This window comes from Variovorax sp. WDL1 (assembly GCF_001541225.1).
Classification (GTDB): Bacteria; Pseudomonadota; Gammaproteobacteria; order Burkholderiales; family Burkholderiaceae_C; genus Variovorax.
Genome location: NZ_LMTS01000114.1, coordinates 26,315 through 40,879 on the forward strand (window position 1 = coordinate 26,315; position 14,565 = coordinate 40,879).

At 67.2% G+C, this 14,565-nt stretch carries 12 protein-coding genes; 8 read left to right on the top strand and 4 right to left on the bottom strand.

Going from position 1 to position 14,565, the window contains the following annotated elements; translation table 11 throughout:
• Positions 1 to 4: 4 nt before the first annotated feature.
• Entirely contained in the window at positions 5 to 2,059 is a 2,055-nt protein-coding gene (locus APY03_RS15985; protein ID WP_232324290.1) for a TonB-dependent receptor, read from the bottom strand.
• A 481-nt stretch (positions 2,060 to 2,540) separates the two neighbouring features.
• Between APY03_RS15985 and APY03_RS40255 the strand changes: the two genes are divergently transcribed.
• The 7 genes from APY03_RS40255 to APY03_RS16020 all read left to right on the top strand — a co-directional run bounded on the left by APY03_RS40255 (position 2,541) and on the right by APY03_RS16020 (position 10,503).
• Positions 2,541 to 3,086 carry a Fur family transcriptional regulator gene (locus tag APY03_RS40255; protein ID WP_332112720.1) on the top strand — a complete coding sequence of 182 codons (546 nt, stop codon included), beginning with the start codon at positions 2,541 to 2,543 and terminating at the stop codon, positions 3,084 to 3,086.
• Between the two features lie 178 nt (positions 3,087 to 3,264).
• A complete protein-coding gene (locus APY03_RS15995) occupies positions 3,265 to 3,618 on the top strand; it encodes a hypothetical protein (RefSeq protein ID WP_068678176.1) in 354 nt (117 codons plus the stop codon).
• Between the two features lie 199 nt (positions 3,619 to 3,817).
• A complete protein-coding gene (locus APY03_RS16000) occupies positions 3,818 to 5,092 on the top strand; it encodes a TolC family protein (protein WP_083944391.1) in 1,275 nt (424 codons plus the stop codon).
• 65 nt (positions 5,093 to 5,157) lie between these two features.
• Positions 5,158 to 5,712 carry a hypothetical protein gene (locus APY03_RS16005; RefSeq protein ID WP_232081258.1) on the top strand — a complete coding sequence of 185 codons (555 nt, stop codon included), beginning with the start codon at positions 5,158 to 5,160 and terminating at the stop codon, positions 5,710 to 5,712.
• Positions 5,709 to 6,881 (top strand): efflux RND transporter periplasmic adaptor subunit, encoded by a 1,173-nt coding sequence (locus APY03_RS16010; RefSeq protein WP_068678178.1) that lies wholly within the window; start codon positions 5,709 to 5,711, stop codon positions 6,879 to 6,881. The genes APY03_RS16005 and APY03_RS16010 overlap by 4 nt, the downstream gene beginning before the upstream one ends.
• Positions 6,882 to 6,894: 13 nt before the next feature.
• Positions 6,895 to 10,035 (top strand): efflux RND transporter permease subunit, encoded by a 3,141-nt coding sequence (locus APY03_RS16015; RefSeq protein ID WP_068678179.1) that lies wholly within the window; start codon positions 6,895 to 6,897, stop codon positions 10,033 to 10,035.
• A 72-nt stretch (positions 10,036 to 10,107) separates the two neighbouring features.
• Positions 10,108 to 10,503: a hypothetical protein gene (locus tag APY03_RS16020; protein ID WP_174262792.1), complete on the top strand. Its 396-nt coding sequence runs from the start codon at positions 10,108 to 10,110 to the stop codon at positions 10,501 to 10,503.
• A gap of 408 nt (positions 10,504 to 10,911) precedes the next feature.
• Here the strand turns inward: APY03_RS16020 and APY03_RS16025 are convergent, their stop codons facing one another.
• A complete protein-coding gene (locus tag APY03_RS16025; RefSeq protein ID WP_068678180.1) occupies positions 10,912 to 12,237 on the bottom strand; it encodes a hemolysin family protein in 1,326 nt (441 codons plus the stop codon).
• Between the two features lie 131 nt (positions 12,238 to 12,368).
• The gene (locus tag APY03_RS41520; RefSeq protein WP_146039678.1) at positions 12,369 to 12,725 is read right to left on the bottom strand and encodes a hypothetical protein; all 357 of its coding nucleotides are present in this window, start codon (positions 12,723 to 12,725) and stop codon (positions 12,369 to 12,371) included.
• Between the two features lie 241 nt (positions 12,726 to 12,966).
• On the opposite strand from APY03_RS41520, the gene APY03_RS16035 reads away from it, so the two are divergent.
• Entirely contained in the window at positions 12,967 to 14,022 is a 1,056-nt protein-coding gene (locus APY03_RS16035) for a DMT family transporter (RefSeq protein WP_068678182.1), read from the top strand.
• Between the two features lie 27 nt (positions 14,023 to 14,049).
• Here APY03_RS16035 and APY03_RS16040 read toward each other — a convergent pair.
• Positions 14,050 to 14,565 (bottom strand): c-type cytochrome (locus tag APY03_RS16040; RefSeq protein ID WP_232324291.1); only part of this gene is annotated, 516 nt, incomplete at its 5' end.

Genomic DNA, 14,565 nt, shown 5'->3' on the forward strand with positions numbered 1-14,565 from the left:
GACCTCAGAAGAAGTAGCGCACGGACGCGCCGACTTGTGTGCGTGGCTGCGGCGACACCAGCAAGCCGGCTGGGGTGCCGTAGGCGATGTCGCTCGCAAACCGTCGCGGCTGAAAGATCGCGAACACCGAGAACTGGAACTGCTGCCAATCGTAGGTCGCCTTGAGGTCGTAGCGCGTGTAGGTCGGCATCAGGCGCAGCCGCGTCTGCGGCGTGCCCTCGTAGTACGGATTACCCGAGGTCAGATAGGCGTCGGCGTTGACGGTGAGGCGGCCCGGGCCGAGGCGCTGCCGATATTCGGCGCCGAGCTTGACTTGGTGCCGCGGCACCGAGAGCCTCTCGCCCGTGTTGGGCAGGGGGTTGTTGACGCGCGCTTCGAGCACGCGGCCGTAGCTGCCGTAGACCGACCATGCACTGTCTATCCTCAGCCTCGACTCGAGTTCGAATCCCCTGCGCGTGGTCTCGCCTACCGCTTTGAACGAGCCGTCGGGCTGCGCGACGATCTCGTCCTGGTTGAGGGTGTGATAGACCACGCCAGAAGCGCTCCATGATGCCGTCGGCGCTGCCGTGAAGCCAAGGTCGTAGGACTTGACCTTCGAAGGCGCGACATCGAACACCGTGCCGCCACGCGCGCCCAGCGGGCCGGTCGCCCCGCTGCTGCTGATCTGCTCCGCGGCCGGCGATCGGAAGCCTTCGGCCACGTTGGCGAAGATGTCGAGCTCCGGCGTCACGCTCCACACCGCCCCGATCTTCGGGGTGGTGACGGCGTCGGTGTAAGTGGTCGAGGCAGCGGGCAGCTTGCGGTTGCCGATGTCGTAGTCGAACCAGTCACGCCGCACGCCGCCGAGCAACTTGAGGTTCGGAGCCAGCTTGTACTGGCCTTGGGCGAACAGGCCGTAGGTCAGCAGATCGAGCTGCTGGTTGTTGATGTAGTTGGCGGTGGGAGCGCCATTGCGCCAGATGCGGCGCAGCGCATCGCCCCTGTCGCGCCGCAGCTCGCCGCCCACAAAAAGGGAGGCAGCGCCGCCGAAGACGAGGTTCTGTGCCAGCCGTCCGCCATAGAAGTGCCGGTCGTCCTCGCCGACCGTTTGCAGCACGCTGCTCGTCGAGGTGCCGCGCACGCGCTCGAAGGTTTCGCCGTAAGCCGTGGCGTACCAGCCCGCCTCGCCGTTCGCCGGAGTGCGGTTGAATACCAGCGCCGTTCGATCGCCGCTGCCGAAGCCCGGCAGGTTGAACTGCGTCGACCTCGGGTCCACGGCGCCGCGCTGAAGATCGGACAGCAGCAGGTAGCCGGGCGCGCTCGTCTCCGAGCGGTAGTGGTTCAGCCGGAGGCTGTACAGGCCATCCCCCAGCCGGGTCGAGAGCTTCCAGAACAAGTTGTCTCGCTCGATACGGCCATCGCGCCGAAAGCTGTCAGTGCGATAGGCATCGGCGATGAAGAGCGATTGCACTTCGTCGAACTGGTTGGACAGCACCAGCGAACCGCGGCGCCCGCCATAGCCTTCGAGCAAGACGCCGACGCTGGACGACGCGGGCGCCGTCTCTGTCGTGATGCTCACGGCGCCAGCGCGATTCTGGTCCCCGTACAAAGCGGAGATGGGGCCCTTGATCACGTTGATGCGCCCGATCATTTCCGGGGTCAGCCATTCCAGAAAGGCGGGGCCATGGCCGGCGCCGGCCTGGCTCGAGGGCATGTTCTGAGGCACGCCGTCGACGTAGACCGCGGTGTCGGCGCCGTGCGTCCCCTGCGTGGCGAAGCCGCGCATGCGAAAGCCGTTGCCTGTGTCGCCTTGATCGATATTGTTGGCGACCACGCCCGGAACGCGGCGGAACACATTCGAGATGTCGCGCCCGATATTGAGCGTGCCGAGTTCTTCCGGCGTGATGACAGTGACGCCCGCCGGGAGGCCGGTGCTGTCGTTGGTGATCCGAGTGCGCTTGCCGTGCAGATCGACACGATCGCCTTCGGCAGTCACGCGCACTTCATTCAGCGTGCCCGCGAGTGCTTGAGCCTGAGCGGAAGTAGTCGAGGGTGCGGCAATGGCGAACGCGATAGCCATGGGTGCGTGGCACCCCCAGGATGGTGAGTTCATGGAAGAGCGAAGAAGGGTGGTCGAGCGGCAGCCTCGCTGGCGTGGAGCCAGCGACTGCGATGAAGTCCGGGTGAAGGCGCCGCTCGCGCGGCGTCCTCAGGTGCCCTGCGGCGGGCCCCGGGGTGAAGCACCCCGGTACACAGGGGCCGCAGTGGCGTACGCGGCCGCCTCGCCATTGCGCTGAACACGCGCAGGTGGCGGGCTGGCCGGGAGTTCCGGCCTCGAGGCCAGCATCAGCTGCTGGACGTGTGCCATGCATCCGCTGCAATGACAGGGGGCCTCGACACCTTCTTCACCGTTCTCCTCGCTCGCGCTGCCCGCGAGTTCGAGATGCCCGGACGTCGAAGCCTGATGCCCGGCGCTCGTGTCGAAGCCATGCGCAACGGTCGCGCCTGCGTTGATGAACGCAAACGCAAGGACCAGCCAGAGGAGAAAACGAGAGATGCGCATGGCGGAGAGCGTGGATCATAGCCATGAAACGTCCTATTGCAAACGCAATTGCATTTGCGGCTACCATCGGCATGTGGAACGCCAAACTCGCCAACGTGATGCCGTGCTGACCGCGCTGTCCGACAGCGGGCGGTCGCTCACGCCGCAGGAAATCTGCGAGCTTGCGCAGCGCTCGGTACCCAGCCTGAATATCTCAACGGTCTATCGACAGTTGAAGGGCCTGCTGGAGCACGGCGAAATTCTGAGCGTCGACTTGCCAGGCCAACCCCCGCGCTATGAGGCGCCCTGCAAGTCGGACCATGCCCAGCCCGATCACCATCACCATCACTTCCACTGTGATGACTGTGGCCGCGTATTTCCGATCCACGGCTGCCCTGGAAGCATGGAGGACTTGGCCCCCGACGGCTTCCTGGTCCGCCGCCACGATGTGACGCTGCACGGGCGATGCGCAGACTGTTCAGGCGGCCCCCCGACCTCTCGAGCGGGGCGCCCCAGAAATCAGCGCGCAAGGCCGATCAGAAAGACCAGTTCAGGTTCACTTTGAACCCGTGATCCTGGCGGCCCAGGGCGGTGACGCGAAGGGGGCATGCGCCGGCGGGCCGCTGCGGCTCGGCCTGTTGGCTCCGCGTGGTTCGGATCACAGACTCGCAGCCTCGGAGGTCTCGGCGCGCCCGCTCCGTTCAAACGGCATCGGGCGGCCTGCCTTGGGCTAGACTTCGCCGATGCGCCGCCGGCTCGCCTTGCTACTCCTGCTGATCATTGCCTTCTGGCAGACCTTGGCCATCGGGGGCCACGCGCAGGCGCTGGGCGGCGTCGAACAAGCTGCCCATGCGGTGCTTCACTGGCAAGAGGAGCCGCATCATCACCACGACGATGGTTCGGTCTCGCAAGACAACTCGGTCGAATCCGTTCAACACGTTGTCGCGGACGGGTATCTGAGCGGTGCCGCGGTCATGTCGGCGGGGATGTCCCTGTTTCTCCCGAGGGCCATGGATCGGCCCTTCGCGGGCAACGAGCCCGCACCTCCCTGGCCGCACCTCGACGGCCTTCGACGACCTCCTCGACCGACGACCTGAAAAACGCCTCTGCTCGGCGCCGCAAGTTGCGTGTGCTGAGCGGGCTTCAGCACGCTTGCGCGTGTCCGGCGTGCTGCACGGGCGGTCGCAAGTCGACAGGAGTGCCGTGATCCCTTTCTCATGGCCTACAGCCCGCGCACGCATACGGCTGCTCGAAGACATCGTTCGGCGCCGGCATTTCCCCACCCTCAGGAGTCTCGTGAGTCTTGTAAACCCCGCTCCATGGTCTGTTTCCGGCGTCCTTGCAGCCATTGCCATTGCGATCGCGTCGCCGGTGCTCGCCCAACAGCCGCAGCCATCGGCGCCGCTCAACGCCGCATCGGCGACCGTCACGCTCGCCCAGGCCAGCGATGCCGCCTGGCATCGCGCAATCCAGGCCCGGGAGAGCGACTCGCAGGCCCGCCGTGCGCGCGCCGAGCAGACCTCGGCCTCGAGTCTCTGGGCGGCACCACCGGCGATCGAGATGAACCACCTCGACGATCGCTTCCATTCCAGCGCCGGCCGTCGCGAAACCGAGCTGGGCTTCGTCTGGCCGCTCTGGCTGCCCGGCCAGCGCGATGCGCGCTCGGCGGCGGCAGACGCGGAACTCAGGCTCGCCCAGTCGACAACGGACGCCGCGCGCTTGCGGATCGCCGGGCAGGTGCGCGAAGCGGCCTGGCGACTCGCGGCTGCGCTCGCCGAAGCCGCATCCGTGGCAGCCCAGGCGCGCTACCTGCAGGGAATCGCCGACGACGTTCAGCGCCGCGTGAGCGCCGGCGACCTGGCACGCGCGGATGCCCTCGCGGCGCGCGGAGAACTGCTGGAAGCCGAGGCAGCGCGCAGCGAGGCTGACCAACGCGTGAACGCCGGGCGTGCGCAATGGCGAACGCTGACCGGCCTGGACGCAACGCCAGCACTGGACTCGCCATCGATCCCCGGCGATCCGGATGGCGCCCAGCCCGCCGGCGATCACCCGGAACTGATCGCAGCCACGCAGGCCGTGGAGCGGGCGCGCAAGCGGGTCGATGCGGTCAACGCTTCGCGGCGAGATCCGCCGGAGCTCTCGCTGCGCTACCGCGAGGAGGCACCCGGCCTCGGCGAGGCGACCCAGCGCGGCATCGGCATCGGCCTGAAGATTCCCCTGGGCACGGACGGCCGGAATGCGCCGCTGCAGGCAGTCGCCTTCGGCGAGCTCGATGTCGCCGAAACGACCGAGCTGCGACTGCGCGAGCGCCTGGTGGCCGATGCGGCCGTTGCCCGCGATGGCCTGCAGAGTGCGGCGCGGCAACTCGACAGCACGCGCACCCGAGCACAACTGCTTCGTGAGCGCGCGCAGCTGATCGATCGCTCCTTCAGAGCCGGAGAGAGCTCCCTGCCGGAGCTCCTGCGCGCCGCGAATGCCGCTGCCCAGGCGGAAGCGGCGCTTGCGCGGCAGCACGCCGCGCTCGGACTGGCGCACGCCCAACTTCAACAAGCACTCGGACTCTTTCCATGACATTCCGCTCCTTCATCGACAGACGCCATCTGCGCCGACTGGTGCTTGCAGCCACCCTTCCCTTCATGCTGCTGCTGGGTTCGGGGACTGCGGCCGCGCCGGGAGCGCACGGCCCCGACGGCGAACATCTGGACGCCCCGGCCCAGGCAACCGGCGGGGGCAGCGACGCACCCCGCATCGAGGCCAGGTCGGAAACCTTCGAGCTGGTCGGGCACCTGCGCGCCGACGAGTTCTCGATCCTCATCAACCGCTTCGAGACCAACGAACCCGTCCTCGAGGCAAAGGTCGAAGTCGAAACCGCCGGCCTGAAGGCTGCCGCCAGGTTCCATTCGGACATGGGGGACTACGCTGTCGACGATGCCGCCTTCCTGACGGCGTTGAGAGCGGCCGGCGAGCACGCGCTCGTGATCACCGTTTTCGCCGGCACGGACACGGACCTTCTCGACGGAACCCTCAAGAGCGTCGGCGCCGCCGCCGGCGCTCGCGGACATTCGCATGACGATGAACAGGACAACGGCTTACCTGCGACAGCGTGGATCCTGTTGGCGCTTCTGGTCCTCGGCGTCTTCATCTTTTTCCTCAACCGCCGTCCCGGAACGACGGCTGGAGCAGCGCCATGAATTCACCGTTTCCTGTCTTTGTGTGCTTCCCGGGACTGCGCTCGTCGGCGCTGGTCGCGCTCGCTCTTGTGCTGAGCTGCGCAACAGTCGGCACGGCATTCGCATCCCCGGGTGCGCACGGACCCAATGGCGAGCACCTGGACGCGGCGGGAAGCGCCACCGGCACCTCGGGACTCGCCCGCCTGCCCGATGGCAGCGTGCAAGTACCGATGCTGGCCCAGCGCCGCCTTGGCGTGAGGACCATGCTGGCCCTGGAAACCGAGGCTGCCGCCACGATCGAATTGCCGGGCCGGATCGTGGTCGACCCCAACGCCGGCGGCCGCGTCCAGCCCGTGCATGGCGGACGCATCGAGGCAGGCCCGCGCGGCTTGCCCGTGGCCGGCCAGGCGGTGCGGCAAGGGGACGTGCTGGCCTATGTGAAGCACCATGCCGAACCCTATGCGCAGGCGAACCAGCAGGCGCAGCTGGCCGAGTTGCGCAGCAGCCGGCAGTTGGCGGCGCAGCGTGTCGAGCGCCTGCAATCGCTCGAAGGCACGGTGCCGCGCAAGGAGATCGAAGCAGCTCGCGCCGAGCTGCAGAGCCTTTCCGCGCGCGAGAAGAGCATCGGCGCGAGCCTGGGCGTGCGCGAAGCGCTTGCCGCCCCCGTCTCCGGGGTGATCGCGCGGGCCGACGCAGTGGCCGGCCAGATCGTCGAGGCGCGCGACGTCCTGTTCGAAGTCATCGATCCGTCGCGTGTGCTGGTCGAGGCAACGACCGCCGACGCGGCCCTGCCTGCACGCCTCGCAGACGCCTCCCTGCAGGGACTGCCCGGCGTGACGCTCAAGCCGCTCGGTGCCGCGCGCTCGCTGCGCGACGGCGTGCTGCCGATCACCTTCCAGGCACGGCCCGGCAAGGACGGCACCGCATTGCCGCTGGCGGTGGGCCAGCCGGTCACGGTCCTCGCGTCGCTCGACGAGCGCATCAAGGGCTTCGTATTGCCCGCGCAGTCCGTCGTGCGCAACAGCGCCAACGAGCCGATCGTGTGGATCAAGTCCGGCGCCGAGCGCTACATCCCGCAGCCGGTGCAATACCGGGCATTGGACGCCGCCACCGTGATCGTCGTCCAGGGCCTCGGCGCCGACAACCGCGTGGTGGTGCAAGGCGCGTCGCTGATCGCGCAGATCCGCTGAACGGAGCCGCCGAATGTTCAACTGGATCGTTCGAAGCAGCCTGCACAACCGACTCTTCGTGCTGGCCCTGGCCGCGCTGCTGCTGGCATACGGTGCCGTCACCGCGTGGCGCACGCCGGTGGATGTGTTCCCCGACCTCAACAAGCCGCTGGTCACCGTCCTCACCGAGGCCGGCGGGATGGCGCCCGAGGAGGTGGAGCAGCTCGTCACCTTTCCCATCGAAACCGCGCTCAACGGCATGCCGGGGGTGACGCGGGTGCGCTCCACCTCGGGCGTGGGCCTGTCCATCCTCTATGCCGAATTCGACTGGGGCACCGATGTGTATCGCAACCGCCAGCTGGTCGCCGAGCGCCTGGCGCTGGTGCGCGAGCAGCTGCCCGGCGGCATCACGCCCATCATGGGCCCGGTCTCCTCGATCATGGGCGAGGTGATGCTGATCGCGCTGCCCCTTGCCGAAGGCAAATCCGCGGCCGACCCGATGCGGGCGCGCGAGTATGCCGACTTCGTGCTGCGGCCGCGCCTGCTGTCGATCGCCGGCGTCTCCCAGGTCATCCCGATCGGCGGCGACGTGAGGCAGTTGCGCGTGGAGCCCGACACGGCCCGGATGGCGCAGTTCGGCGTGTCGCTCACCCAGGTCGAGCAGGCCTTGCGCGGCTTCGCGGGCAATGCCGGCGGCGGCTTCATCGATCTCAACAGCCGGGAGTTCCTGATCCGGCACCTCGGCCGCACCAATCGGGTGGAGGACCTGCAGGGCATCGCCGTGGCGTGGAAAGATGGGCGCCCGGTGCTGCTGGACCAGGTGGCCAACGTGAGGTTCGCCGCCGGCATGAAGCGCGGCGATGCCGGCTACAACGGTGCGCCGGCGGTCATCGTGAGCGTGCAGAAGCAGCCCGCCGCCGACACGGTGCAGCTCACCAAAGCCATCGAGACCGCCCTCGACGAGCTGAAGCAGGGCTTGCCGCCCGGCCTGACTGCCCCCAAGGTGCTGTTTCGCCAGGCCGACTTCATCGAGGCATCGATCCGCAACGTGAGCGAGGCGCTGCGCGACGGCGCCATCATGGTGGCGATCGTGCTGTTCGCATTCCTGCTGTCGGCACGCACTACGCTGATCTCGCTGGTGGCCATCCCGCTGTCGCTGGCCGTCACGGCACTGGTGTTCAAGCTGCTGGGTCAATCGATCAACGTGATGACCCTGGGCGGCCTCGCCATCGCGATCGGCGAGCTGGTCGACGATGCGGTGGTCGACGTGGAGAACGTCCTTCGCCGACTCAAGCAGAACCGTGCCAGCGGCGATCCGCTGCCGGCGCTGGAAGTGGTGCGCCGCGCCAGCATCGAGGTGCGTTCGGCCATCGTCTACGCGACCGTGATCGTGGTGCTGGTCTTCGTGCCGCTGTTCGCGCTGCCGGGCATCGAGGGGCGGCTGTTCTCGCCGCTCGGTACCGCCTACATCGTCTCGATCCTGGCTTCGATGCTGGTGTCGATGACCGTCACCCCTGTCCTGTGCCTCTACCTGCTGCCGAAGATGAATCGCCTCGGCCATGGCGACAGCCCGCTGGTCGTGCGCCTCAAGCGCTGGGACGAAAGGGTCCTGGCCTGGTCCTTCGCTCGCGCCAGGCTCCTGCTCGCAGTCGCCATGCTGGCCGTGGCTGCTGCCGCGGCCAGCGTGCCCTTCTTTCCCCGTGCCTTCCTTCCTGCCTTCAACGAAGGATCGCTGGTGCTCGGCATGGTCTTCAATCCCGGCACGGCCCTGACCGAGGCGAATCGAATGGGTGCCCTTGCGGAGACCCTGATCGCCCAGGTGCCCGAGGTGATCCAGGTCGGGCGGCGCACAGGACGCGCCGAGCTCGACGAGCATGCCGAGGGCGTGCACTCGGCCGAGATCGACGTCGACCTGAAGCGCTCCGACCGCGGCCGCGAGACCGTGATGGCGGACATCCGGGCCCGGCTCTCGGTGCTGCCGGCGCAGGTCGCGATCGGGCAGCCGATTTCCCACCGGCTGGACCACTTGTTGTCGGGCGTTCGCGCGCAGATCGCGCTGAAGATCTTCGGCGACGACACCGACACCCTGCGCGGCCTGGGCGAGCAGATGCGCCAAGGGCTGTCGGGCGTTCCGGGCCTGGTCGACCTGACCGTGGAAAAGCAGGTCCTGATCCCGCAGATCACCGTGAGGCTCGACCAGCGCAAGCTTGCGCAGACCGGCCTTTCCCCGGGCGAGGCGATCCGGATTCTCCAGGCCCTCACCGATGGCGCGCACGGCGCCCAGATCGTCGACGGCCAGCGCCGCTACGACCTGGTGCTGCGCCTGCCGGACGGACGCCGCAGCCCGCAGGACCTCGCAGCCACGCTGATCGACACGCCGGCCGGCCGCCTGCCGGTCTCCGCAATCGCGACGGTCGAGGAAACCGACGGCCCCAACCAGATCGGGCGCGAGAACGGGCGCAGGCGCATCGTGGTCTACGCCAACACCGACGGCTCCGACATGGGCAAGGTCATCGAGAACATCCGGGGCGTGATCGCCAGGACCTCGCTGCCGCCTGGCACCTTCGTGAGCCTCGAAGGCCAGTTCCAGGCCCAGGAGCAGGCGATGAACCTGATCGTCGGCCTCTCGATGGTCTCGCTCGCGATGATCTTCCTCGTGCTGTACGCGCGCTACAAATCCGCCGTCCTGGCAGGCATCGTGATGGTCAACATTCCGCTCGCGCTCATCGGCAGCGTGGTGGCGATGTGGCTGGCCGGCGTGAGCCTGTCGGTGGCCTCCATGGTGGGCTTCATCACGCTGGCGGGCATCGCCGCACGCAACGGCATCCTGAAGATCAGCCACTACATCAACCTCTGCAAGTTCGAGGGCGAGACCTTCAGCCAGGCAATGATCGTGCGCGGCTCGCTGGAACGCCTGACGCCCGTGCTCATGACGGCGCTGGTGGCGGCGTTCGCGCTGACGCCGCTGCTTCTGTCCGCCGACGCGCCGGGCAAGGAGATCCTGCACCCGGTGGCGGTGGTGATCTTCGGCGGCCTGGTCAGCTCGACACTGCTCGACACCTTGCTCACGCCGGTCCTCTTCTGGATGTTCGGCCGGCGCGGGATGGAGCGGCTGGTCGACGAAGACAAGGAAAGCGAAGCCGGCCCGCGGCCGATCCCGCAGATCACCTACTGAGCAAGCAGGATTCCAAAGGCCGTCGGCGCCGCCTGCCAAAGAGCGCCACAACGAAACAAAGGAAATGATTCCATGACTATCAAGAGCAGATCCCTGCGCCATCTGGTCGCGGCGGTGGTGATGAGTACCTCGGCCCTGGCCGCCACGCAGGCGTTCGCCCACGGGGCGGCCAAGCCGAAGCATGGCGGCGTGGTGCAAAGCGCCAGCGACCTGTCCTTCGAGCTGGTGCCCACGGGCGACGGCGCGACCCTCTACGTGATCGACCACGATGCAGAGTTCGATACGGCCGGGACCAGCGGCAAGCTCACGGCACTGAACGGCGCCGACAGGTCCGAGGCCGAGCTCAAGCCCGCCGGCGGCAACAAGCTGGAAGCCAAGGGCGTGAAGCTGGCCAAGGGCTCGAAAGTGGTCGCCGTACTGACGACCCCTGCCAAGAAGGCGGTCACTGTGCGCTTCACGATGAAGTGATGCTCCGGATGCCCCAATAGGCACGAGCACTGATGAAGCCTCAGTCGAGCGTCACCACCTTGACGTAGAGTTCTACCGCCAGCCAGCCAAGCAAAGCGGCAGCGCCTATCGCGAGGATGACGGAGCAGAGTCTCCCGTGTTCGACTCGCTTGCGTGCAGGGCCAGCCTGGCGGCCGTGTGCCGGGTCTTTCATTGCGATGCCGGCCGCACGCGGGTGACCGACGGGTGTACATGGACATCGAACTTTTCATCCCCATCGTCGAAGCGCATCTCGACCTCTGCTCGATCAAGTTCTGCAACGAGCATCCGAGCACGCCACCCAAAGAAGAGCGAGGAAGAAAAGCAGCATCGCATTCCAGCGCACCCTCCCCAGGTTGGTCCGGGATTGGCGTACCCGCACCACGCCGCTCATTCCGCTACACCGCCCTGTTCTGCTCCCTTCGCGGCCGCCACGGGTACTCGGCTCGCGAGCACCTTGTCGATGATCTTGCCGTCCATGTCGACGATCTCGAAGCGCCATCCCTCCCATTCCACCGCGTCGGTGATCCGGGGCAGGCGGCCGGTCAGCAGCATCATCATGCCGCTCAGAGTGTGGTAGCGGCCGCGGTCCTCTTCGGGCACCTGGTCGAGTCCCAGGCGGTCTTTCAGCTCGGGCACGGGGATGTGGCCATCGAGGAACCAGCTCCCGTCTTCGCGCTGCACGGCCCATGACGTCTCGGGATCGCGCGGCTGGAACTCGCCTGTGAGCGCCTCGATCAGGTCCTGCAGGGTCACGATGCCCTGGACCTCGCCGTACTCGTCCACCACAAATGCCATGTGAACGTCGGACAAGCGGAAGTTGTCGAGGAGCTCCATGCCGGTGAGGGTTTCGGGGACGTACAACGGCGGCTGCAGCGTTTGGCTCTCCAGCTCCCGTGGTGCGCCCCGCAATGCCTGCGACAGCCATTTTCTTGCATTGATGACCCCCAGCACATTGTCGAGGCCACCGCGAACCACCGGGAAATGCGCGTGATCCGAGGCCTCGATGCGCGCCAGGTTGTCATCGAACGGCAGGTCGATGTCGAGCGTTGTCACACTGCCGCGCGGCACCATCAGCGAGCCGATCTGGCGATCGTCGAGCCGGAACACGTTGCGCACCATCACATGCTCGTGCGATTCGATCACGCCCGCGGTCGTGCCTTCGACCAACATGGCATGGATTTCCTCCTCGGTCACCGGGCTGCCGCTGGTCTCCTTCACGCCCAGCAGGCGCAAGAGCGTGCGCGTCGACATCGACAGCAGCACCACGAAGGGCTTGGTCGCGACGGCCAGCCAGTTGATGGGCTGTGCCATCAGCCGCGCAAAGGTTTCCGGATACGACTGGCCGATGCGCTTGGGCACCAGCTCACCAACGACGATCGAAAAGTAGGTGATCAGCAGCACCACAAGTCCTGTCGCACCGTAGTTGCCCCAGGCTGGCGGTACCCCCAGCGAGGCGAGCCAAAGGGCCAGGGGCGCCGCCAACGCCGCCTCGCCTACGATGCCGTTGAGCACGCCGATGGAGGTGATGCCGATCTGGATCGTCGACAGGAAACGCGTCGGATCCTGGCCCAGTTTGACGGCCGCAGCGGCCGAACGGTTGCCCTCATCGACCAGCTTCTGCAACCGGGCCTTGCGCGCGGTGACCAGCGCGATTTCAGACATGGCGAACAGGCCATTGAGCAGGATGAGAGCAAAAAGTATGGCTATTTCCATAGAGATGTGTAGCAGGCACTAAAAAGGGAACACTCGGTTCAGGCTCCAGGCGCGGCCGTCGACCCATCAACCGGCGGCATGCCGATTGCGGGATGCGAACACATCCCAGGCCAAGAGTGGCCGCCTAAGAGTCAGACGATCAGGACGCTTGCCGCGCAAGGGGGCCGTTGCGGCCCTTCGAGGTAGGGTGACCGCAGGATCACGTCGGCCGGTGGCCGGGGGCGTGCTGCAGTGAGCATTTGTTCGCCGCGGTCATGCTGGATGTTCAACAGTGCGGCAAGGTCGAGCACATGCTCTGCGTGCGGTTGGTCGTCGATCAGGTGATCATCAAGCGACCCACTGAAATCGGTATGCAGCGATTCCGCAACGGCTTGACCATGACCCTGGGACAGATCCCCAGCCACGAGGGCGAAGCGCTCTTCCGTCATGGCGACGCCTGACCACAGAAAAATGACGGCAAGCAACAGCGCGACGACCCGGGGAGGCATGGACCCTGAAGTGTACAGGTGGCGCAGTCACTTGCCGCGGCGAGAGCGCCCTCGGATACGGCGAGTGCCGGCACCGCTTTACCGCCCAGGCGGGAGTCCGGGATTTCGGGGATTCCGGAGCAGGTGGGGCGCTGTTAACCTTTGCAGCAGTTGTAAAAGCGCTCTACGTGATCGACAGCGGCGACGAGTTCGACCCCAACGGCACCGGCGGCAAGCCGCCTCACGATGAAGTGATGCACCCATGGCAAGTCGCCTGACCCGTCTGCCTGCTCTGCGCGGCGGTCTGCTGGCCTTGCTGGCGGCCGTACTGTTCGGGGTCAGCACACCCCTCGTGCAGCGATTCGGCGCAGGGCTGGGCGCCTTCACGACCGCCGCTCTTCTCTACGCGGGCGCGGCCGCGGTCGGCGCGCTCTCGCGCCGGCACGTGGAGCGCGAGGCGCAGATGGTGCGCGGGGACCTGCCCCGCCTGATGTCCATGGCGGCATTCGGTGCCGTGCTGGGACCCGTGGCCATGGCCTGGGGCCTCCAGCACACCAGCGGCACGAGCGCTTCGCTGATGCTGACGCTCGAAGCACTCTTCACGGCGGTGCTGGCGCGCTTCCTGTACCAGGAGATGATGGACCGCCGCGTCTGGGCCGCCATGCTGCTGCTTCTGGCTGGCGGTGCAGCGCTGGTGCTGGACCAGGGCCGCAGCGGCGGAACACAGCTCTGGGGCATGCTGGCGGTGTTGCTGGCCACTGCAGCCTGGGGTGCGGACAACACGCTCTCCCGCGGGCTCGCCGAGCGAGATCCTGGGCAAGTGGTCCTGGGCAAGGCCGTGCTCGGCGCAACGGCGACGGCCCTGCTCGCGTGGGTCTTCAGGGACCCGATGCCGACCTTGGGTGCCGCGATCGCGTTGTTCCTCGTCGGCGCGAGCGGCTATGGCCTGAGCCTGCGCTTCTACCTGCTTGCGCAGCGCGCATTCGGCGCTGCGCGGACCGGCTCCGTTTTCGCGTTCGCACCCTTCATCGGCGCAGCCCTTGCAATCATGCTCGGAGACCGCAGCGGGACATGGGTGATGGCCGCGGGCGGCATGCTCATGATGTTCGGCGTGGTCCTTCACCTGGCCGAATCGCACGGACACGAACATGCACATGAGCCCCTGGTCCATGAACATGCCCACTCGCACGACGACGGACATCACACGCACAGCCACGACGTGATGCCGCACGGGTCGCACAGCCATCTCCACACACACGAGCCAACGCGCCACAGCCACGCCCACGTGCCGGATGCGCACCACCGGCACGAGCATTGAGCTTTCGACGCACCAGCTGCCCCAAGGTCAGTGCAGAGAAGCCAGATACGCGGCCAACGACTCGACCTCGGCATTGCTGAGGTCGGCAAGCAGCGGATCCGGCTTCGCGGCACTTCCGTGCGGCCGCGTTCCGCTGCGCATCAACTGCAACGACCAGGTGGTGTAGCGCACCTTCTGCCCGGCGAGCCGTGCCGCGCCGGCGCTCGTCCCCTTCAACCCCGGACCGTGGCAGACGGCGCATCGCAAGCGATCGGCCAATGCGCGGCCGGCATCGCTGCCGGCCGCTTGCGCCGTGGGAGGAGGCACCAGTGCCGCGAAGTGTTCGGCAAGGTCATCGACATCCTGCTCGCTCAACTCCGCGGCGAGGGTCACCATCACCGGGGCAGTACGTTTGCGCTCGCGAAAGGCACGCCACTGGGCAATGAAGTAGGCCTTGGGCTGGCCTTCGAGCAGCGGCACCGTCGAGTGGATCGCTTCGCTGGACGAGTGGCAGGATGCGCAGCGCGAGGCGGAGAGCCGCGCGCCAGCTGCAGCATCGGCGGG